At 72.6% G+C, this 18856-nt stretch carries 16 protein-coding genes; 12 read left to right on the top strand and 4 right to left on the bottom strand.

Annotated elements, in window-relative coordinates:
- Positions 1-32: 32 nt before the first annotated feature.
- Positions 33-1745, bottom strand: a complete 1713-nt coding sequence (gene paaN, locus ACFW6B_RS22645; protein WP_386598314.1) for a phenylacetic acid degradation protein PaaN — start codon at positions 1743-1745, stop codon at positions 33-35.
- A 148-nt stretch (positions 1746-1893) separates the two neighbouring features.
- On the opposite strand from paaN, the gene ACFW6B_RS22640 reads away from it, so the two are divergent.
- Positions 1894-3408, top strand: coding sequence for a 3-hydroxyacyl-CoA dehydrogenase (locus ACFW6B_RS22640; RefSeq protein ID WP_386598313.1), 1515 nt, complete (start codon positions 1894-1896; stop codon positions 3406-3408).
- Positions 3405-3995, top strand: a complete 591-nt coding sequence (locus ACFW6B_RS22635) for a TetR/AcrR family transcriptional regulator (RefSeq protein WP_386598312.1) — start codon at positions 3405-3407, stop codon at positions 3993-3995. Before ACFW6B_RS22640 ends, ACFW6B_RS22635 begins: the two co-directional genes overlap by 4 nt.
- A gap of 72 nt (positions 3996-4067) precedes the next feature.
- On the opposite strand, the gene ACFW6B_RS22630 is transcribed toward ACFW6B_RS22635, so the two are convergent.
- Complete coding sequence (locus ACFW6B_RS22630; RefSeq protein WP_386598311.1) at positions 4068-4613, bottom strand: Lrp/AsnC family transcriptional regulator; 546 nt, start codon at positions 4611-4613, stop codon at positions 4068-4070.
- A 174-nt stretch (positions 4614-4787) separates the two neighbouring features.
- Here ACFW6B_RS22630 and pdhA point away from each other — a divergent pair, with 174 nt between their 5' ends.
- The 7 genes from pdhA to ACFW6B_RS22595 all read left to right on the top strand — a co-directional run bounded on the left by pdhA (position 4788) and on the right by ACFW6B_RS22595 (position 13321).
- Complete coding sequence (pdhA, locus tag ACFW6B_RS22625; protein ID WP_386598310.1) at positions 4788-5957, top strand: pyruvate dehydrogenase (acetyl-transferring) E1 component subunit alpha; 1170 nt, start codon at positions 4788-4790, stop codon at positions 5955-5957.
- Positions 5954-6958, top strand: a complete 1005-nt coding sequence (locus ACFW6B_RS22620; RefSeq protein ID WP_386598309.1) for an alpha-ketoacid dehydrogenase subunit beta — start codon at positions 5954-5956, stop codon at positions 6956-6958. The genes pdhA and ACFW6B_RS22620 overlap by 4 nt, the downstream gene beginning before the upstream one ends.
- Positions 6958-8433: a dihydrolipoamide acetyltransferase family protein gene (locus ACFW6B_RS22615; protein ID WP_386598364.1), complete on the top strand. Its 1476-nt coding sequence runs from the start codon at positions 6958-6960 to the stop codon at positions 8431-8433. Before ACFW6B_RS22620 ends, ACFW6B_RS22615 begins: the two co-directional genes overlap by 1 nt.
- A gap of 81 nt (positions 8434-8514) precedes the next feature.
- Positions 8515-9687: an NTP transferase domain-containing protein gene (locus ACFW6B_RS22610; protein ID WP_386598308.1), complete on the top strand. Its 1173-nt coding sequence runs from the start codon at positions 8515-8517 to the stop codon at positions 9685-9687.
- Positions 9684-11141: a molybdopterin molybdotransferase MoeA gene (locus ACFW6B_RS22605; RefSeq protein WP_386598307.1), complete on the top strand. Its 1458-nt coding sequence runs from the start codon at positions 9684-9686 to the stop codon at positions 11139-11141. Before ACFW6B_RS22610 ends, ACFW6B_RS22605 begins: the two co-directional genes overlap by 4 nt.
- A 62-nt stretch (positions 11142-11203) precedes the next feature.
- Positions 11204-12310 (top strand): potassium channel family protein, encoded by a 1107-nt coding sequence (locus ACFW6B_RS22600; protein WP_386598306.1) that lies wholly within the window; start codon positions 11204-11206, stop codon positions 12308-12310.
- 30 nt (positions 12311-12340) lie between these two features.
- Complete coding sequence (locus tag ACFW6B_RS22595; RefSeq protein ID WP_386598305.1) at positions 12341-13321, top strand: NAD(P)H-quinone oxidoreductase; 981 nt, start codon at positions 12341-12343, stop codon at positions 13319-13321.
- Between the two features lie 95 nt (positions 13322-13416).
- Here the strand turns inward: ACFW6B_RS22595 and ACFW6B_RS22590 are convergent, their stop codons facing one another.
- Positions 13417-13824, bottom strand: a complete 408-nt coding sequence (locus ACFW6B_RS22590; protein WP_386598304.1) for a hypothetical protein — start codon at positions 13822-13824, stop codon at positions 13417-13419.
- Between the two features lie 112 nt (positions 13825-13936).
- On the opposite strand from ACFW6B_RS22590, the gene ACFW6B_RS22585 reads away from it, so the two are divergent.
- Both ACFW6B_RS22585 and ACFW6B_RS22580 read left to right on the top strand, forming a co-directional pair.
- Positions 13937-14332: a hypothetical protein gene (locus tag ACFW6B_RS22585; RefSeq protein ID WP_386598303.1), complete on the top strand. Its 396-nt coding sequence runs from the start codon at positions 13937-13939 to the stop codon at positions 14330-14332.
- A gap of 183 nt (positions 14333-14515) precedes the next feature.
- Positions 14516-15058, top strand: a complete 543-nt coding sequence (locus tag ACFW6B_RS22580; protein WP_386598302.1) for a bacterial proteasome activator family protein — start codon at positions 14516-14518, stop codon at positions 15056-15058.
- Positions 15059-15220: 162 nt separating this feature from the next.
- Here the strand turns inward: ACFW6B_RS22580 and ACFW6B_RS22575 are convergent, their stop codons facing one another.
- Positions 15221-16831, bottom strand: coding sequence for a protein kinase (locus tag ACFW6B_RS22575; protein WP_386598301.1), 1611 nt, complete (start codon positions 16829-16831; stop codon positions 15221-15223).
- Positions 16832-17135: 304 nt separating this feature from the next.
- Between ACFW6B_RS22575 and ACFW6B_RS22570 the strand changes: the two genes are divergently transcribed.
- Positions 17136-18701, top strand: a complete 1566-nt coding sequence (locus tag ACFW6B_RS22570; RefSeq protein ID WP_386598300.1) for a protein kinase — start codon at positions 17136-17138, stop codon at positions 18699-18701.
- Positions 18702-18856: the final 155 nt, after the last annotated feature.

Raw genomic sequence — 18856 nt, 5'->3', positions numbered from 1 at the left:
TGCCGCCCGGACCGGACGACACCCCAAGGGGCTCACGCCTCCCGGCGTACCTCGATCACCCGGAAGCGGTTCGCGACGAACGCCCCGTCGCACAGCGCCGCGTTGGCCGCGCCGTTGCCGCCCGAGCCGTGGAAGTCCGAGAACGCTGCCGTCTGGTTGACGTAGACCCCGCCCGTGAGGTTCAGGGAGAGCTGGGCGCACTCCTCCAGGCAGGCTTCCTGCACCTCGCGCTCGAACGCCTCGTCGGTGGTGTACGCGCCGACGGTCATCGCGCCCTTGTCCCGGGTGGTGCGCCGCAGGAGCTCCACGGCCTCCGCGGCCGAGTCGACCGCGACGGCGAAGGAGACCGGGCCGAAGCACTCGCTCAGGTAGGCGGCCTCGTCGTCGCCGCCGGCGTTCTCCCAGTACTTGCGCGCGCCGTCGAGCTTCACGATCAGCGGGGAGCGCACGACGGCGCCCGGGAACTCCGGGTTGTCGATCTGCCGCGAGGCCAGGGCCACTTCGCCGAGACCGGCGGCGGCCTCCAGCCGGGCCTTGACGTCCGGGTTCACGATGGCGCCGAGCAGCGCGTTCGCGCGGGCGTCGTCGCCGAGGAGTCCGCCGACCGACTTCGCGAGATCCGCGGTCACCTCGTCGTAGGACTTGTGGCCCTCGTCCGTCGCGATGCCCTCGCGGGGGATCAGCAGGTTCTGCGGGGTGGTGCACATCTGGCCGCTGTAGAGCGACAGGGAGAACGCCAGGTTGGACAGCATCCCCTTGTAGTCGGCGGTCGACTCCACGATCACCGTGTTGACGCCGGCCTTCTCCGTGTAGACCTGCGCCTGGCGGGCATTGGTCTCCAGCCAGTCGCCGAAGGCGGTGGAGCCGGTGTAGTCGATGATGCGGATCTCGGGGCGGGTGGCCAGCGTCTTCGCGATGCCCTCGCCGGGACGCTCGGCGGCCAGCGCCACCAGGTTCGCGTCGAAGCCCGCCTCGGCGAGCACCTCGCGCGCGACCTGCACCGTGAGCGCGAGCGGGAGCACCGCGCGCGGGTGGGGCTTCACCAGGACCGCGTTGCCCGTGGCCAGCGAGGCGAACAGGCCCGGATAGCCGTTCCACGTCGGGAAGGTGTTGCAGCCGATCATCAGCGCGATGCCGCGCGGGACGGGGGTGAACTGCTTGGTGAGCGCGAGCGGGTCGCGCTTGCCCTGGGGCTTGCTCCACTCCGCGGTGCCGGGGGTGCGGACCTGCTCCGCGTAGGCGTAGGCCACCGCCTCCAGACCGCGGTCCTGCGCGTGCGGGCCGCCCGCCTGGAACGCCATCATGAAGGCCTGGCCGCTGGTGTGCATGACCGCGTGCGCGAACTCGTGGGTGCGGTCGCTGATCCGCTTGAGGATCTCCAGGCAGACCACCGCGCGGATCTCCGCGCCGACGTCGCGCCAGGCGCGCTGTCCCGCGCGCATGGCGGGCAGCAGGGTGTCGATGTCCGCGTGCGGGTACGTGACGCCCAGCTCGATGCCGTACGGCGACACCTCGCCCCCGACCCAGTCGTCCGTGCCGGGCTGGCCCAGGTCGAGGCGGGTGCCCAGGAGGGCGTCGAAGGCGGCTTTGCCCTCGGCCATGCCCAGGCTGCCGTTCTCGCCGTACGCCTTGGGGTGCTCGGGGTGCGGGGACCAGTACGCGCGGGTGCGGATCGCTTCCAGCGCCTGATCCAGGGTGGGCCGGTGCTGGGCGATCAACTGGTGCGCGGTGGGTTCGGCGGCCATCAAGGACCAACTCCTTGTCTCAAGAGCTCCTCGTCGAGCTCGCGAGCTGGGCAGGAATGGACAGTCAGGGTTAGAGTAACCGAACGATCGGTCGGGACAAGGGGGACCGCCGCATCTGTGGAAAACGGCGTGCGGGAGGATCGCGCACATGACAGCACTCGACCTCAGCAGCCCCGTGGCAGTCGTCGGCACCGGCACCATGGGCCAGGGCATCGCCCAGGTCGCGCTGGTGGCCGGCCACCCCGTACGGCTCTACGACACCGTTCCCGGGCGTGCCGTGGCGGCGGCCGAAGCGATCGGCGCCCGCCTCGACCGGCTCGTCGCGAAGGACCGGCTCACCACCGCGGAGCGGGACGCCGCGCGCGCCCGGCTCCAGCCGGCCGCGAGCCTCGCCGACCTCGCCGACTGCGCGCTCGTCGTCGAGGCGGTGCTCGAACAACTCGACGTCAAACAGAAGCTGTTCGGCGAGCTCGAGGACGTCGTCGGGGACGACTGCCTGCTGGCCACCAACACCTCCTCGCTGTCCGTCACGGCCATCGGCGGCGCACTGCGCAACCCGGGCCGCTTCCTCGGGCTGCACTTCTTCAACCCGGCGCCGCTGCTGCCCCTCGTGGAGGTCGTCTCCGGGTTCGCGACCGACGTCACCTCGGCCACGCGCGCGTACGAGACGGCCCGCGCCTGGGGCAAGACGCCCGTCGCCTGCGCGGACACGCCCGGTTTCATCGTCAACCGCATCGCGCGGCCCTTCTACGCCGAGGCCTTCGCGGTCCACGAGTCCCAGGCGGCCGACCCCGCCACCATCGACGCGGTCCTGCGCGGGTCCGGCGGGTTCCGGATGGGCGCCTTCGAGCTCACCGACCTGATCGGCCAGGACGTCAACGAGTCCGTCACGCACTCCGTGTGGCGGTCCTTCTTCCAGGACGTGCGCTTCACGCCCTCGCTCGCCCAGCGGCGGCTCGTCGAGTCGGGCCGGCTCGGCCGCAAGACGGGACACGGCTGGTACGACTACGGGGACGGCGCCGAGCCCTCCGAGCCGCACACCGCGGAGAAGGAGCAGCCGCCCGCGTACGTCGTCGCCGAGGGCGACCTGGGTCCCGCCGCCGACGTCCTCGCCCTGATCCGCGAGGCGGGCATCAGGGTCCGCGAGGACGAGGAGGACAACGGCACCCGCCTGGTGCTGCCGAGCGGCGGCCAGCTGGTCCTCGCCGACGGCCAGACCTCGGTCGAGTTCCGTGACGTCGTCTACTTCGACCTCGCGCTCGACTACCGCAAGGCCACCCGGATCGCCCTGTCGACGGCCCAGGACACCGCTCCCCAGACCCTCTCCGAGGCCGTCGGCCTCTTCCAGGCGCTGGGCAAGGACGTCAGTGTGATCGGGGACTGCCCCGGCATGATCGTCGCCCGCACGGTGGCCCGGATCGTCGACCTCGCCCACGACGCGGTCGCCAAGGGCGTGGCCACCGAGGAGGACATCGACACCGCGATGCGCCTCGGCGTCAACTACCCCCTCGGCCCCTTCGAGTGGAGCCGCAGGCTCGGCGCGAGCTGGTCGTACGACGTCCTGGACGAACTGCACGAGCGTGACCCCTCGGGGCGCTACGCCCCGTCGCTGGCGCTCTACCGCCACGCGTACGCCGACGAGAAGCGGGAGGACACCCAGTGACCACCGCCAAACGGGACACGTACACCCCCGAGACGCTGCTCTCCGTCGCCGTCCAGGTCTTCAACGAGCGCGGCTACGACGGCACTTCCATGGAGCACCTGTCCAGGGCGGCCGGCATCTCCAAGTCCTCGATCTACCACCACGTCTCGGGCAAGGAGGAGCTGCTGCGGCGCGCGGTGAGCCGGGCGCTGGACGGCCTCTTCGAGATCCTCGACGAGGAGCACGCGCGCGTGGGGCGTGCCGTGGAGCGCCTGGAGTACGTGGTGCGGCGCATGGTCGAGGTGCTCACCTCCGAGCTGCCCTACGTGACGCTGCTCCTGCGGGTGCGCGGCAACACGGACACCGAGCGGTGGGCCCTGGAGCGGCGCCGCGACTTCGACCACCGGGTCGCCGACCTCCTGAAGGCCGCGGCCGCGGACGGGGACGTGCGCGGTGACGTGGAGGTCCGGCTCGCGACCCGGCTGGTCTTCGGAATGATCAACTCGCTCGTGGAGTGGTACCGCCCCGACGCGCGGGGCATGGGCGCGCGGGAAGTGGCCGACGCCGTGGTGGTGCTGGTCTTCGGAGGGCTCAGGCGAGAGGCCTGAGGCCGCCGGGAAGGGCCGGCGGCGGCCGCCTTGGGCCGGTCTCCTGGGGGCCGGAGCCCGGCCGTGCCGGGCTCACGGGCCGGAGTCGGGGCCGGCCGGCCCGGCGGTCCGGCCCTCCGGCTCCAGGTCCTCCTCCTCGAAGACCAGCAGTGTCCTGCTGCTGAGCACCTCCGGGATGGCCTGGAGCCGGGTGAGCACGAGTTCGCGCAGGGACCGGTTGTCCGGCGTGTGCACCAGGAGGAGCACGTCGAAGTCGCCGCCCACCAGGGCGATGTGCGAGGCCCCGGGAAGCACCCGCAGCCGCTCCCGCACCGTGCGCCAGGAGTTCTGCACGATCTTGAGCGTGATGTACGCCGAGGTGCCCTGTCCCGCGCGCTCGTGGTTGACGCGCGCCCCGAAGCCGCGGATCACACCGTCCTCGATGAGGCGGTTGATCCGCGCGTAGGCGTTGGCCCGCGAGACATGGACCCGCTCGGCCACGGAACGGACGGAGGCGCGGCCGTCCGCCTGCAGCATGCGCAGGATGTCCTGGTCGATCGCGTCGAGCGGACGGGCGGGCGGCACGGGCGGCGCAGGGGATCCGGCCTCCGGCGGCTCGGCCATTTGTTCAGGTGCCATGTCCCCCCGCCTCCCTACCATGGACGTACTGCATCCATCTCAGGCTGCGCAGAACCGTTTGTCCACAGCCTGGCGGCGCCTGTAGCCAAAATGTGCCGACGACCGAACAATCGGTAGGTGAGGCGTGTCACACCCGTGACGCGTCCGAAGCCGCTCCCACGAGGAGGTGCCGTCATGACGGTCATGGAGCAGCGAGGGGCCTACCGGCCCACGCCGCCGCCCGCCTGGCAGCCCCGCACCGACCCCGCGCCGCTGCTGCCCGACGCGCTGCCCCATCGCGTCCTCGGCACCGACGCCGCCGCCAAGGTCGACCCGGCCCTGCTGCGCCGCCTGCACACGGAACTGGTGCGCGGCCGCCGGTACAACGTCCAGGCGACCGCCCTCACCAAGCAGGGCCGTCTCGCCGTGTACCCGTCCAGCACCGGGCAGGAGGCCTGCGAGGTCGCCGCCGCGCTCGTGCTGGAGGAGCGCGACTGGCTCTTCCCGAGCTACCGCGACACCCTCGCCGCCGTCGCCCGCGGCCTCGACCCCGTCCAGGCCCTCACGCTCCTGCGCGGCGACTGGCACACCGGCTACGACCCGCGCGAGCACCGGATCGCGCCCCTGTGCACCCCGCTCGCCACCCAGCTCCCGCACGCCGTGGGCCTTGCGCACGCCGCCCGCCTCAAGGGCGACGACGTGGTCGCGCTCGCCCTGGTCGGCGACGGCGGCACCAGCGAGGGCGACTTCCACGAAGCGCTGAACTTCGCCGCCGTGTGGCAGGCACCCGTCGTCTTCCTCGTGCAGAACAACGGCTTCGCCATATCCGTCCCGCTCGACAAGCAGACCGCGGCCCCGTCGCTGGCCCACAAGGCCGTCGGCTACGGGATGCCGGGCCGCCTGGTCGACGGCAACGACGCGGTGGCCGTGCACCAGGTGCTGAGCGAGGCCGTCGCCCACGCGCGCGCGGGCGGCGGTCCCACCCTCGTCGAGGCCATCACGTACCGCATCGACGCCCACACCAACGCCGACGACGCCACCCGCTACCGGGGCGACGCCGAGGTCGAGACCTGGCGCGGACACGACCCCGTGGCGCTCGTGGAGAGCGAGCTGACCGAGCGCGGTCTGCTCGACGAGGCCGCCCTGCAGGCGGTGCGCGACGGCGCCGAGGCGATGGCAGCGGACCTGCGTGAACGCATGAACCAGGACCCGGTCCTCGACCCCATGGACCTGTTCGCCCATGTGTATGCCCACCCCACTTCTCAACTGCTTGAGCAGGAGAGCCAGTTGAGAGCGGAGCTGGACGCCGAGGCGGACGGCACGTTCGGAGCGGGCCCGCACGGCCCGGAAGGAGCCGGGCGATGACCACGGTTGCCCTCAAACCCGCCACCATGGCGCAGGCGCTCGGCCGGGCCCTGCGCGACGCCATGGCCGCCGACCCGTCCGTCCACGTCCTGGGCGAGGACGTCGGCACCCTCGGCGGCGTTTTCCGCGTCACCGACGGGCTCGCCAAGGAGTTCGGCGACGACCGCTGCACGGACACCCCGCTCGCCGAGGCGGGCATCCTCGGCGCGGCGGTCGGCATGGCCATGTACGGTCTGCGGCCGGTCGTGGAGATGCAGTTCGACGCGTTCGCCTACCCGGCGTTCGAGCAGCTGATCTCGCACGTGGCGAAGATGCGCAACCGCACGCGGGGCGCCATGCCCCTGCCCATCACGATCCGCGTCCCCTACGGCGGCGGCATCGGTGGCGTCGAGCACCACAGCGACTCCTCCGAGGCGTACTACATGGCGACCCCGGGCCTCCACGTCGTCATGCCCGCGACCGTCTCCGACGCCTACGGGCTGCTGCGCGAGGCCATCGCCTCGGACGACCCGGTGGTCTTCCTGGAGCCCAAGCGGCTGTACTGGTCGAAGGATTCCTGGAACCCGGACGAGCCGTCCGCCGTTGAGCCGATAGGCCGCGCGGTGGTGCGGCGCTCCGGCCGGAGCGCCACGCTGATCACCTACGGGCCGTCCGTGCCCGTCTGCCTCGAAGCCGCCGAGGCGGCGCGGGCCGAGGGCTGGGACCTCGAAGTCGTCGACCTGCGCTCGCTGGTGCCGTTCGACGACGAGACGGTCGCGGCCTCGGTGCGGCGGACCGGACGCGCGGTCGTCGTGCACGAGTCGAGCGGGTTCGGAGGACCGGGCGGGGAGATCGCGGCCCGCGTCACGGAGCGCTGCTTCCACCACCTGGAGGCGCCGGTGCTGCGCGTCGCCGGGTTCGACATCCCGTATCCGCCGCCGATGCTGGAGCGGCACCACCTGCCCGGCGTCGACCGGATCCTGGACGCCGTAGGACGTCTGCAATGGGAGGCGCAGGGCTGATGGCACAGGTGCTGGAGTTCAAGCTCCCCGACCTCGGGGAGGGCCTCACCGAGGCGGAGATCGTCCGCTGGCTGGTGGAGGTCGGTGACGTCGTCGCCGTCGACCAGCTCGTCGTCGAGGTCGAGACGGCCAAGGCGATGGTCGAGGTCCCCTGCCCCTACGGCGGTGTGGTCACCGCCCGCTTCGGCGAGGAGGGCACGGAGATGCCCGTGGGGGCGCCACTGCTGACCGTCGCCGTGGGCGCCCCGGCCGGGGCCGGGGACGGCGGGGCCGTCAAGGACGAGCGGAGCGACGAGGGCTCCGGGAACGTGCTGGTGGGGTACGGCACGGGAGCGCCCCCGGCGCGGCGCCGGAGAGTGCGCCCCGCCGGAGGACCGGCCGGGGCACCGTCCCCGGCGGGCACCTCGCCCGTCCGGACCGTGCCGGGCCGTCCCGAGCCCGTCGGTGCAGCCTCGCCGGACACGGCGGGCATGCCGCGGAACGCCCGTGAGGGCGCCGCGCCGTCGCGCGGCGACGGGCCCGTGCCGGTCATCTCGCCCCTCGTGCGGCGGCTCGCCCGGGAGAACGGCGTGGACCTGCGGGAGCTGGAGGGCTCAGGCCCCGAAGGACTCATCCTGCGGGCGGACGTCGAGTACGCGCTGCGCGCGGCGGCGACCGGCCGCCAAAGGCCGTCCGCCACGCCGGTCGCGGCGCCCGTGGACGGCCTGCGCGACCAGGTGGCCTCGTACGCGGACATCGCCTCGGTGGTGCCCGGCGGCTCCGGTGTCTCCCGGGGCACGACCCCGCAGGGTGTCCGTGTCCCCCTCCGGGGTGTCCGCGGCACCGTGGCCGACAAGCTCTCGCGCAGCCGGCGCGAGATCCCCGACGCGACCTGCTGGGTGGACGCCGACGCGACCGAGCTCATGCAGGCACGCAGGGCGATGAACGCGGTCGGCGGCCCGAAGATCTCCCTGCTGGCGCTGCTGGCCCGGATCTGCACCGCGGCGCTGGCCCGTTTCCCCGAGCTCAACTCCACGGTCGACATGGACGCCCGCGAGATCGTCCGGCTCGACCAGGTGCACCTGGGTTTCGCGGCCCAGACCGAGCGAGGGCTCGTCGTCCCCGTCGTGCGGGACGCGCACGCACGGGACGCGGAGGGTCTGAGCGCGGAGTTCGGCCGGCTGACCGAGGCGGCCCGCACCGGGACGCTGACGCCGGCGGAGCTGACGGGCGGCACCTTCACGCTGAACAACTACGGCGTGTTCGGGGTCGACGGCTCCACGCCGATCATCAACCACCCCGAGGCGGCCATGCTCGGTGTCGGCCGCATCATCCCCAAGCCCTGGGTCCACCAGGGCGAGCTGGCGGTGCGCCAGGTCGTCCAGCTCTCGCTCTCCTTCGACCACCGGGTCTGTGACGGCGGTACGGCGGGCGGCTTCCTGCGGTACGTGGCGGACTGTGTGGAACAGCCGGCGGTGCTGCTGCGCACTCTGTAGGACGTGCGGTCCGGAACGCCTCCGGTACCCGTGCCGTGCCCCGGGGGTGGCGCCGGTTTTCCCGGCGCTCATACTCGGGGCATGACCGTGTACGAGCCCGAGGGCGCGACCGGGCGACCGGGCGGCCGTGACTGCCCGGACACCGCCGGCGCCGATGCCGGGTACGACGCCGTCGTGCTCGCGGGCGGTGCCGCCCGCCGGCTCGGCGGCGAGGACAAGCCAGGTGTGCGGGTGGGCGGCCGGACGCTGCTGGACCGGGTGCTGTCCGCGTGTGCCGACGCCACGCGCACGGTGGTCGTGGCCGGTTCCAGGCCCACGGCCCGCCCCGTGGAGTGGGCCCGCGAGGACCCGCCGGGCGGGGGCCCGCTCGCGGCGCTGGACGCCGGGCTGCGGCACACCGTGGCGCCGTACGTGCTCGTCCTCTCGGCCGACCTGCCGTTCCTGGGGGAGAGGACGGTCCGGCGCCTCCTGGACACCCTGCGCACCAGCGGGCCTTCCGAGACCCCGGCCGCTCCCGGAACGACCCGCCCGGCCCCCGGGGCCCCCGGCACCGACTCCGAGGGCCCCGGCACCCGTGACGGCCTGCACGGCTCCCGCCCCGACGGGCGTGACGCCCGCGACGACGGGTACGGCCCCCGCCCCGACGGCCCCGGCACCCGCTTCGACGGCGTCCTTCTCGTCGACCCCGAGGGGCGGGACCAGCCCCTGGTGGCCGTGTACCGCGCCGACGCGCTGCGTCGCGAGCTGGACGTGCTCGCCGCCGCGCACGGGAGCCTCGCCGGACTGCCGCTGCGACGGCTCGTGGCCGCCCTCGACCTCACTCGCATCACCGATTCCGTCGCGTCCTTCGACTGCGACACCTGGGACGACATAGCCGCCGCTCGAGTACGCATCAGGGAGCATGGGCACGTGCTGGATGAATGGATTTCCGCAGTCAAGGACGAACTGGGCATCGATCTGGACGTCGACACCGGCGTTCTGCTCGACCTGGCCCGGGGCGCCGCGCCCCGCGGCGCGGGTCCCGCCCCGCCCGTGACCCCCGTGCACGTCGGATACCCGGCCGCGCGGGCCCCCCGGGGGCCCGGAGCGGGTGGCGCAGCCCCCCCCAAGGCCGCCGCGCTCGCGCTCCGCTGGGCCGAGGAGGAGACGACCGCCACCGCGCCGGACGCCGCGTCGCCCGGTGCCACGACCACCACCGCGCCGGACGCCGCGTCGCCCGGTGCCACGACCGCCACCGAGCCGGACGCGGGATGACCGCCGCCCGCTCCACCCGGGGCAGCCAGGACAGCCAGGACGCCGACGACTTCGACGTCGAGGAGGTGCTCGCCCTGGTCAAGGGCGCGGGCGCCCGCCCGTCCGGCGAGTCCGGCCGGGCGGAGCGTGACGTCCCCGGCCCCCAGGGAACCGACCCGGCAGCCGCCCCGGCATCCGGTGGCCGGGACGGCGGTGAGGGCAGGCACGCCCGTCACCGGTCCACCCCGTGGCCGGAGGCCCGGGCCGTCGCCGAGCGGGCCGCCCGCTCGCTGGCCCGCCGCACTCCAGTCCCGGTCCCCCTCGACGCCTCCCTCGGCCTCGTCCTCGCCGCCCCGCTGACCGCGCTCACCGACCTCCCTTCCTTCGACACCTCCGCCATGGACGGCTGGGCGGTCGCCGGGCCCGGGCCCTGGGAGGTACGGGAGGACGGCGTGCTGGCCGGGCACGCGGAACCGGAGCGGCTCGGCGACGGCGAGGCGGTCCGGATCGCCACCGGGGCGCGGGTCCCGCGGGACGCGACCGCCGTCCTGCGCAGCGAGCACGGCCACCTCGACGACAAGGGACGGCTGCACGCGAGCGCCGCGCAGGAGCCCGGTTCGGCCCGCTCCAGGGGAGTCCTGGCGCCCGCGCACGGGCAGGACATCCGCCCGCGCGGCCAGGAGTGCCGCAGCGGAGACCAGTTGCTGCCGCTCGGAGCCCTGGTCACCCCCGCCGCGCTGGGTCTCGCGGCGGCCGCCGGTTACGACACGCTCGCCGTCGTCCCCCGCCCCCGCGCCGAAGTCCTCGTCCTCGGGGACGAGTTGCTCACCAAGGGGCTGCCCCGGGAGGGGCTCATCCGGGATGCGCTCGGCCCCATGCTGCCGCCGTGGCTGCGGGCGCTGGGCGCCGAGGTCGTCGCGGTGCGCCGGCTCGGCGACGACGCCGAGGCGCTGCACAAGGCGATCACCGGCTCGCGGGCCGATCTGATCGTCACCACCGGCGGCACCGCCGGCGGCCCTGTCGACCATGTCCACCCCATCCTGCGCCGGATCGGCGCCGAACTCCTGGTGGACGGCGTCAAGGTACGGCCGGGACACCCGATGCTGCTGGCCCGCACCCAGGAGGACCAGCACCTCGTCGGCCTGCCGGGCAACCCCCTCGCCGCCGTCTCCGGACTGCTCACGCTCGCCGAGCCGCTGCTGCGCACGCTGGCCGGACGCACGGCCCCGGAGCCGTACACGCTGCCCCTCGGGGAAGCGGTGCAGGGGCATCCGCACGACACCCGGCTCATCCCCGTCTCGCTGCGCGGCGAGCGGGCCGTGCCGCTGCACTACAACGGCCCGGCGATGCTGCGGGGCATCGCGGCCGCCGACGCGCTCGCGGTCGTACCGCCGGGCGGTGCGCGCGCCGGACAGGAACTGGAACTCATGGATCTGCCGTGGGCCGTCACGGGGATCGACGCGTGCTTCGGCTGAGCCGGACGTGCGCGCTTCCTACGAGCAGGTCGAGGGCATGAACAGCATGGATTCGAGCGGGAGTGTTTCACGTGAAACTTCCAGGTGACGACACGATCGCCCGTCAGGCGGACGAACGCCTCGTGACCTACCAGGTCAAGCTGCCGCAGAAGGTGGTGCAGCGCCCGCTCCGGCAGGTGGCGAAGCGGCTGGCGATAGCGCTGCTGCTGCTCGTGCTCACCGGGCTCCTCGTCTGGTTCGACCATGGCGGATACACCGACAACTCCGACGGCAGCGTCGACATGCTCGACGCCTTCTACTACGCGACGGTTACCCTCTCCACCACCGGATACGGCGACATCACCCCGACCAGTGATCTCGCCCGGCTCACCAACATCCTGGTCATCACGCCCCTGCGGGTGCTGTTCCTGATCATCCTGGTCGGCACCACGCTGGAGGTCCTCACGGAACGCACCCGCGAGGAGTGGCGATTGAACCGCTGGAGGGCGGCTTTGAGGGATCACACCGTTGTCGTCGGCTTCGGGACCAAGGGGCGGTCGGCCGTCGAGACCGTCTGTGCGAGCGGGCTCAGGAAAGAACAGGTCGTGGTCGTCGACCCGAGTGCCCGAGTGGTCGACGCGGCGGCGGCCGAGGGGTACGCGGGAGTGATCGGGGACGCCACGCGCAGTGACGTGCTGTTGCGCGCCGAGCTCCACAAGGCACGGCAGATCATCATCGCCACCCAGCGGGACGACACCGCGGTCCTGGTCACCCTGACAGCGCGGCAGCTCAACCGCAGGGCGAAGATCGTCGCCGCCGTCCGGGAGGAGGAGAACGCGCCGCTGCTGCGGCAGTCCGGCGCCGACGCGGTCATCACCAGCGCCAGCGCGGCCGGCCGGCTCCTCGGACTCTCCGTCCTCAGTCCCGCCGCGGGTCTGGTGATGGAGGATCTGATCCATCAGGGCAGCGGGCTCGACGTCGTGGAGCGGCCCGTCACGAAGGCCGAGGTGGGCATGAGCGTCCGGGACACCACCGACCTGGTGGTCAGCGTCGTACGGGGGCATCGCGTGCTCGGGTACGACGATCCGGACGTCGGCACACTGCAGTTGACGGACCGGCTGATCACGATCGCGCGGGTCACGCGCACCACCTGGACGACGCCGGACATCCGGCCTCTGCCGCAGGAGTAGGCGGCACCTTCCAGGAGTAGCGTCCTTCTCATGTACGCGATCACGATTCCTGAACCTGGTGGGCCCGAGGCGCTGGTGTGGGACGAGGTCCCCGATCCCGTGCCGGCCGAGGGCGAAGTACTGGTCGAGGTGGTGGCCAGTGCGGTCAACCGCGCCGACCTGCTGCAGCGACAGGGTCTGTACAACCCGCCGCCCGGAGCCTCCCCCTATCCCGGACTCGAATGCTCGGGGCGTGTCGCCGAGGTCGGTCCGGGCGTTCCCGGCTGGTCGGTCGGCGACGAGGTGTGCGCGCTGCTCTCGGGCGGCGGCTACGCCCAGAAGGTCGCCGTCCCCGCGGGACAGCTGCTGCCCGTGCCCGCGGGTCTGGACGTCCGGCGGGCGGCGGCGCTGCCCGAGGTGGTGTGCACCGTCTGGTCGAACGTCTTCATGGTCGCCCACCTGCGCCCCGGCGAGACCCTGCTCGTGCACGGCGGCTCCAGCGGCATCGGCACCATGGCGATCCAGCTCGCGAAGGCCGTCGGAGCGAAGGTCGCGGTGACGGCGGGCACCAAGGAGAAGCTGGACTTCTGCGCGGAGCTGGGCGCTGACATCCTGATCAACTACCGCGAGCAGGACTTCGTCGAGGAGATCGAGCGGGCCACCGGAGGAGCGGGTGCGGACGTCATCCTCGACAACATGGGGGCCAAGTACCTCGACCCGAACGTGCGCGCCCTCGCCGTCAACGGACGGCTCGCCGTCATCGGCATGCAGGGCGGTATCAAGGCGGAGCTGAACATCGCGGCCCTCCTGAACAAGCGTGCCGCGATCAGCGCGACCTCGCTGCGTGCCCGTCCGCTCAGCGAGAAGGCGGCGATCGTGGCGGCCGTGCGCGAGCACGTGTGGCCGCTGATCGACTCGGGCCACGTCCGGCCGGTCGTCGACCGCGAGCTGCCCATGAGCGACGCGGCGGGCGCGCACCGGGTGCTGGAGGAGAGCAGCCACATCGGAAAGGTGCTGCTCGTCGCCCCGTAGAGCTGTCCCGTAGGACGGCCTCGTAGGACTGCCCCGTAGGACTGTCCCGTAGGGCTGGGTTCGGGTGCGGCGCGTCCCCGCCTCCCGGGGGCGGCTCAGACGTGTCGCACCCGCAGGCCCAGGAGAGCCAGGGCCAGGCCCAGACCGATGAGGATCAGGCCGCTGCCCAGCGGCAGGATCGCCAACTCCCCGTCGGGCGTGGAGCCCGGGCCCACCACGCTCTGCTGGACCGGGGCCGCGTCGTCGTCCGAAGGACCGGGGGTTTCGCTCGGCTCCGTGACCGTGGTGTCCGCGGCGGGCGTCGTGTCCTGGAGGTCGGTGCCGTCCTGGAGACCGGTGTCCTGGCTGTCCTGGTCTTCGGGGGTCCTCGGCTCCGCGCGGCCGGGCCGCTCGCGCCCCTCGCCCGCGTGGCTGCCCGCGCGGGAGGGGTCCGCCGTGGGGGTGGGCCGGGCCGGGTCGGAAGCCGCGGGGCCGGCCGTGTCCGTGGCGGTCGGCCCCTGCATGGTCGGCCCTTGCGCGGTCGGCCCCTGCGCGGACGGGACGGGCGGGGTGGACCGTCCGGGTGACGGAGGCGGTGATCCGGGTCCTGAGGCGGGCGGGTCGGACGGAGTGGGCGTGGTGGTGCCTCCCGTGGAGGGGGCGGACGGGTCGGGCGCCGTGGTCCCTCCCGTGGACGGAGAGGGCGGCCCGGCGCTGCGTGAGGGCGGGGCCGGTGAGACGGCGGCCCGCGCGGCCGGAACCCGCGAGAGGGCGGACGAGGGGCGCCCGGAGCCGGGCGGGACCGTGGAGGAGAGGATCCCGGCGCTGGTCACGGCGGGGTACGAGAGCCTCCCGGAGCCGGCCTCGGCGGTGGAGGAGGGAGGCCTCGAACCAGGCGGGGCGGCGTTCGCGACGGGAGTGGTGGCGTTCAGCAGGACGGCCGCGAGGAGGCCGGCCGTGGGCAGGGTGCGCAGCCATGGAGTCACGTCGGTGACCCCCTCCCGGAACGGTTCGCCAAGACGGGTGCCGTGATCGACGCAATCAGCCTCACATGACGTCGTGATCCCGGCATCTCGGCGGAAAGTGACGTCATTCGCGCAGTTCAGAGGCCGTGGCACGGCCTTACTTTCGCCAACTGGGCCGACTTAGGTGGTGGATCACCGTGTACGGGGGGCACCACCGTGATGGAGTACACGGGTGCGAGAGAATGGCGGCATGGAGATGCCGAGGAACGAACGGTCGCCGGAGAACCCACAGATCCTGGTCGTCGGCCAGGACGGAATGGCGCTCGGCGGCGCCGGGGACGAGGACTCCCGCGAGATCCCGGTGACGGAGATGGTGGAACAGCCCGCCAAGGTGATGCGCATCGGCAGCATGATCAAGCAGCTGCTGGAGGAAGTGCGCGCCGCACCCCTGGACGAGGCCAGCCGGGTCCGCCTCAAGGAGATCCACGCGAGTTCCGTCAAGGAGCTGGAGGACGGTCTCGCTCCGGAGCTCGTGGAGGAACTGGAGCGGCTCTCCCTGCCCTTCACGGACGAGGGGACTCCCAGCGACGCCGAACTGCGGATCGCGCAGGCTCAGTTGGTGGGCTGGCTGGAGGGGCTCTTCCACGGGATCCAGACGACCCTGTTCGCCCAGCAGATGGCGGCCAGGGCGCAGTTGGAGCAGATGCGCCGTGCGCTTCCGCCGGGTGTCGGCGGTCTGGAGGGCGACGAGGACCCCCGCACGGGGGGCCGTTCGGGCGGGCCGTACCTGTAACCACGCAGGATGTACCCGCTGACCACGCGGGCCGTCGAACTCCCGCCCCGTCATCCCGGCGACGCGCGGTCACCACGGACAAGAACGGGCCCGGCACTCAAGTGCCGGGCCCGTTCCCGATTCCGCTGCCACGGCGCCTTCGGCCGGAAGCGTCCAGGGACGCTAGGAGGGGTCGCCCGTGGAAACCTTGAGCTCGATCTCGGGCATGTTCTTGGGGTCCACGTCCGTTCCGGCCGAGGGGAACTGGTCCATGACCGTGTCCTCGCCGTACGTGTTCTCGTCCACGGGCACTTCCTTGATCTGCCAACCGGCGGCCTGGAAGCAGGACTTCACCGACCTGAGGTTCTTGAACCGGAAGTTCGGGACCTCGATCTTCTTCGGGTCGTTGTACGACTCCGTCGGGTCCGTGCACTTCTCGGTGTCGATCGTCTTCGACGTGTCCGGACCCTTGTGACCCGCGGCCACGGTGGGCGACGAGCTGGCGGTGGTGCCGCCGCCCTTGTGGTCGTCGTCCTTCTCGCCGTTCAGGTTGATCGCGGTGATCAGGCCGCCGATGGCGATGAGCGCGACCAGGACCGAGCCGATCACGACCGACCTGCTGCTCCTGCCGCCGCCCGAGCCGTCGGCGGGCTGGTGAGAGAGGTTGTACGGGGGAGGCGTGGAGGGACCGTGCTGCCCGGCGTACGCGGCGGTCGGCGGCGCCTGGTAGCCGCCCGGCTGCGGGTAGCCGTACGCAGGGGAGGGGGTCGGCGTGCCGTACGGGCCGGGCTGGTACGGCGTCTGCACGGGGCCGGGGGCCGGGGTGCCCTGGTCGACCGGCGGGAAGACGGCGGAGCCGACGCCCGCACCGCTCGGCGTCTGGGCGCCCGGCACGATGTTCGGCGCGACGGCCTGGAACGACTGGGCGACCCGCAGACACTCGTCGCGCATGATCTCGGCGCTCGGAAAGCGCTCGTTCGGGTTCTTCTTCAGCGCGCGGGCGACCAGCGCGTCCACGGCCGGGGGCAGCGAGCGGTTGACCGAGGAGGGCGCGACCGGCTCCTCCTGGACGTGCGCGTAGGCGATGGCCAGCGGGGAGTCCGCCTCGAACGGCAGGCGTCCGGTGACCAGTTGGAACAGCATGATGCCGACGGAGTACAGGTCGGACCGGGCGTCGACGCCCCGGCCGAGGGCCTGCTCCGGGGAGAGGTACTGCGGGGTGCCGACGACCATGCCGGTCTGCGTCATGGAGGTGACGCCGGACTGCATGGCGCGGGCGATGCCGAAGTCCATGACCTTGACGACGTTGCGCTTGGTCATCATGACGTTGCCCGGCTTGATGTCCCGGTGGACCAGGCCCATCTCGTGGCTGATCTCCAGGGCCGCCAGCACGTCCGCGGTGATCTTCAGGGCCTTGTCGGCGGGCATCGCGCCGTACTGCTGGATGTCCGCGTCGAGGACCGAGCCGAGCGGCTTGCCCTCGATGTACTCCATGACGATGTACGGCGTCGTCATGCCGTCGAGGTCGTCCTCGCCGGTGTCGAAGACCGAGACGATGTTCGTGTGCGTGAGCTTGGCCACGGACTGCGCCTCGCGGCGGAAGCGCTCGCGGAACGCCTGCTCCCGGCCGAGCTCGGTGTGCAGCGTCTTGATCGCGACCTGGCGGTCGAGCACCGAGTCGTAGGCGAGATGCACCGAGGCCATGCCGCCCTCGCCCAGCAGATCGCGCAACTGGTAGCGGCCGCCGGCGACCGCGCGCCCCGCGTACCGGCCCTGCGCGCCGTCCTGGCTCATCTTCTGCGTCCCCCGAGGCATCGGTGATCGATTGGCTTATTCCGGGCCAAGTCTGCCTGAGGGCACGGACACGTCAAGCTCGGTGCCCGATCCGTGACCGTCTGAGAAAGAAGCGTCGCGGAAGCGTTACAGGTGGCGTACAGCCGGTACACGGAATTTGAACCGACGGACTCCGGCAGGTGGGACGTCCGGTCCATCTCACGCTCATCCCGGACCGGCGCCCCGCGCGGAGCCTGTAGCGTGGCCCGACGGAGACCGTAACAACCACCGCGCAGACCGCGGGCAGAAACGACGGCGAGGACTGATGGCACAGCAGCAGCGCGCTCAGGGCCCGTCCGACCCCGAGGCGACTGGCGGCGGTATGTCAGATGCGCCGGAGAACTGGGGTAACGGAGGGCTGGTCGGCGACGGCCGGTATCGGCTGACACACAGGCTCGGCCGGGGTGGCATGGCCGAGGTGTTCGCCGCCGAGGACGTGCGCCTGGGACGGACGGTGGCGGTCAAGCTGCTCCGCGCCGACCTGGCGGAGGACCCCGTGTCCAAGGCGCGTTTCACGCGTGAGGCGCAGTCGGTCGCGGGGCTCAACCACCACGCGGTCGTGGCCGTGTACGACTCCGGCGAGGACGTGGTCGGGCACGGGGTCGTCCCGTACATCGTCATGGAGATCGTCGAGGGTCACACGATCCGCGACCTGCTGATCAATGCCGAGGCCCCCGGGCCCGAGCAGGCGCTGATCATCGTCTCCGGTGTCCTGGAGGCGCTGGCCTACTCGCACCAGCACGGCATCGTGCACCGCGACATCAAGCCGGCGAACGTGATCATCACGGAGACCGGCGCGGTCAAGGTGATGGACTTCGGCATCGCGCGCGCCCTGCACGGCGGCCAGGCCACGATGACCCAGACCGGCATGGTCATGGGCACCCCGCAGTACCTCTCCCCGGAGCAGGCCCTCGGCAAGGCCGTCGACCACCGCTCCGACCTGTACGCGACCGGCTGTCTGCTCTACGAACTGCTCGCGCTGCGTCCCCCGTTCACCGGGGAGACCCCGCTGTCGGTGGTCTACCAGCACGTCCAGGACATCCCGGTGCCTCCCTCGGCGGTCTCGGGCGACGTGCCGCCGGAGCTCGACGGGCTCGTCATGCGCTCCCTCGCCAAGGACCCGGACGACCGGTTCCAGACGGCCGAGGAGATGCGCGGACTCGTCCAGTACGCGCTGCAGATGCTGTACGACCAGGGCAGTCACACCGGCACCTGGAACACCGGCCCGGTCACCATGTACGAGGCTCCGCACGGCCAGGCCCCCGGTTTCGCCGGCACGGCGTCGCTGCCGCACCCCGGTGACTACGGCACCACGCAGATCCCGGCCCCGCTCATCCCGTCCTACGGGAACGGCGACGACGGCGGCTTCGAGGGCCACGGCAACCACGGCGGCGGCCGCGGCAAGCTGCTGATCCTCGCGGTCTTCGCGCTGATCGCCATCGCCGCGGGTGTCGCGTTCGCGATCCAGCACACCGGCAACGGCGGGAAGGCGGGGACCGGCACCTCGCCGTCGCCGACCGTCTCGCACTCCAGCAAGGGCGACGACTCCAGCGAGCAGCCCAGCGACGACTCCACGGAGCAGTCCACGGACGACGACTTCCCGGACGACTCGACCGACACCGGCGACGGCACGGACTACCCGCCGTCGTACGAGCCGACGCGGAACGTCACCACCCAGGAGCCGTCGTACGAGCCGACGGACGATCCGACGAAGACCACTCCGACCACGGCGGCCCCGAGCACACCGGTCACGCCGACGGACGATCCGACGGCCAGCGAGCCGGCGGACGGCGGCACCGAGGAGTCCCCCGTCGAGGGGACCGTGGACTGACCCGGTCCGGCCGGGTCCGGACGGACCCGGGAGAACGCGCCTTCCACGCGCGCGTGAAGCCCACGACGGGCTTCACGCGCGCGTGCCGTATCCCGGGACGCTGACGCCCCGCCCGCACCTCGGGCCGCTCACGCCCGGGTCCGCTCGTGCGCCGT

It is taken from the genome of Streptomyces sp. NPDC058751 (genome assembly GCF_042746485.1).
Taxonomy (GTDB): domain Bacteria; phylum Actinomycetota; class Actinomycetes; order Streptomycetales; family Streptomycetaceae; genus Streptomyces.
This window is presented reverse-complemented; position numbering and strand designations above follow the sequence as displayed.

What these genes read in the sequence shown, in the direction of transcription:
- paaN (WP_386598314.1), bottom strand. Translation starts at nt 1,745, where the DNA reads ATGGCCGCCGAACCCACCGCGCACCAGTTGATCGCCCAGCACCGGCCC.
- ACFW6B_RS22640 (WP_386598313.1), top strand. Translation starts at nt 1,894, where the DNA reads ATGACAGCACTCGACCTCAGCAGCCCCGTGGCAGTCGTCGGCACCGGC.
- ACFW6B_RS22630 (WP_386598311.1), bottom strand. Translation starts at nt 4,613, where the DNA reads ATGGCACCTGAACAAATGGCCGAGCCGCCGGAGGCCGGATCCCCTGCG.
- pdhA (WP_386598310.1), top strand. Translation starts at nt 4,788, where the DNA reads ATGACGGTCATGGAGCAGCGAGGGGCCTACCGGCCCACGCCGCCGCCC.
- ACFW6B_RS22620 (WP_386598309.1), top strand. Translation starts at nt 5,954, where the DNA reads ATGACCACGGTTGCCCTCAAACCCGCCACCATGGCGCAGGCGCTCGGC.
- ACFW6B_RS22615 (WP_386598364.1), top strand. Translation starts at nt 6,958, where the DNA reads ATGGCACAGGTGCTGGAGTTCAAGCTCCCCGACCTCGGGGAGGGCCTC.
- ACFW6B_RS22610 (WP_386598308.1), top strand. Translation starts at nt 8,515, where the DNA reads ATGACCGTGTACGAGCCCGAGGGCGCGACCGGGCGACCGGGCGGCCGT.
- ACFW6B_RS22605 (WP_386598307.1), top strand. Translation starts at nt 9,684, where the DNA reads ATGACCGCCGCCCGCTCCACCCGGGGCAGCCAGGACAGCCAGGACGCC.
- ACFW6B_RS22595 (WP_386598305.1), top strand. Translation starts at nt 12,341, where the DNA reads ATGTACGCGATCACGATTCCTGAACCTGGTGGGCCCGAGGCGCTGGTG.
- ACFW6B_RS22590 (WP_386598304.1), bottom strand. Translation starts at nt 13,824, where the DNA reads ATGCAGGGGCCGACCGCCACGGACACGGCCGGCCCCGCGGCTTCCGAC.
- ACFW6B_RS22580 (WP_386598302.1), top strand. Translation starts at nt 14,516, where the DNA reads ATGGAGATGCCGAGGAACGAACGGTCGCCGGAGAACCCACAGATCCTG.
- ACFW6B_RS22575 (WP_386598301.1), bottom strand. Translation starts at nt 16,831, where the DNA reads ATGAGCCAGGACGGCGCGCAGGGCCGGTACGCGGGGCGCGCGGTCGCC.
- ACFW6B_RS22570 (WP_386598300.1), top strand. Translation starts at nt 17,136, where the DNA reads ATGGCACAGCAGCAGCGCGCTCAGGGCCCGTCCGACCCCGAGGCGACT.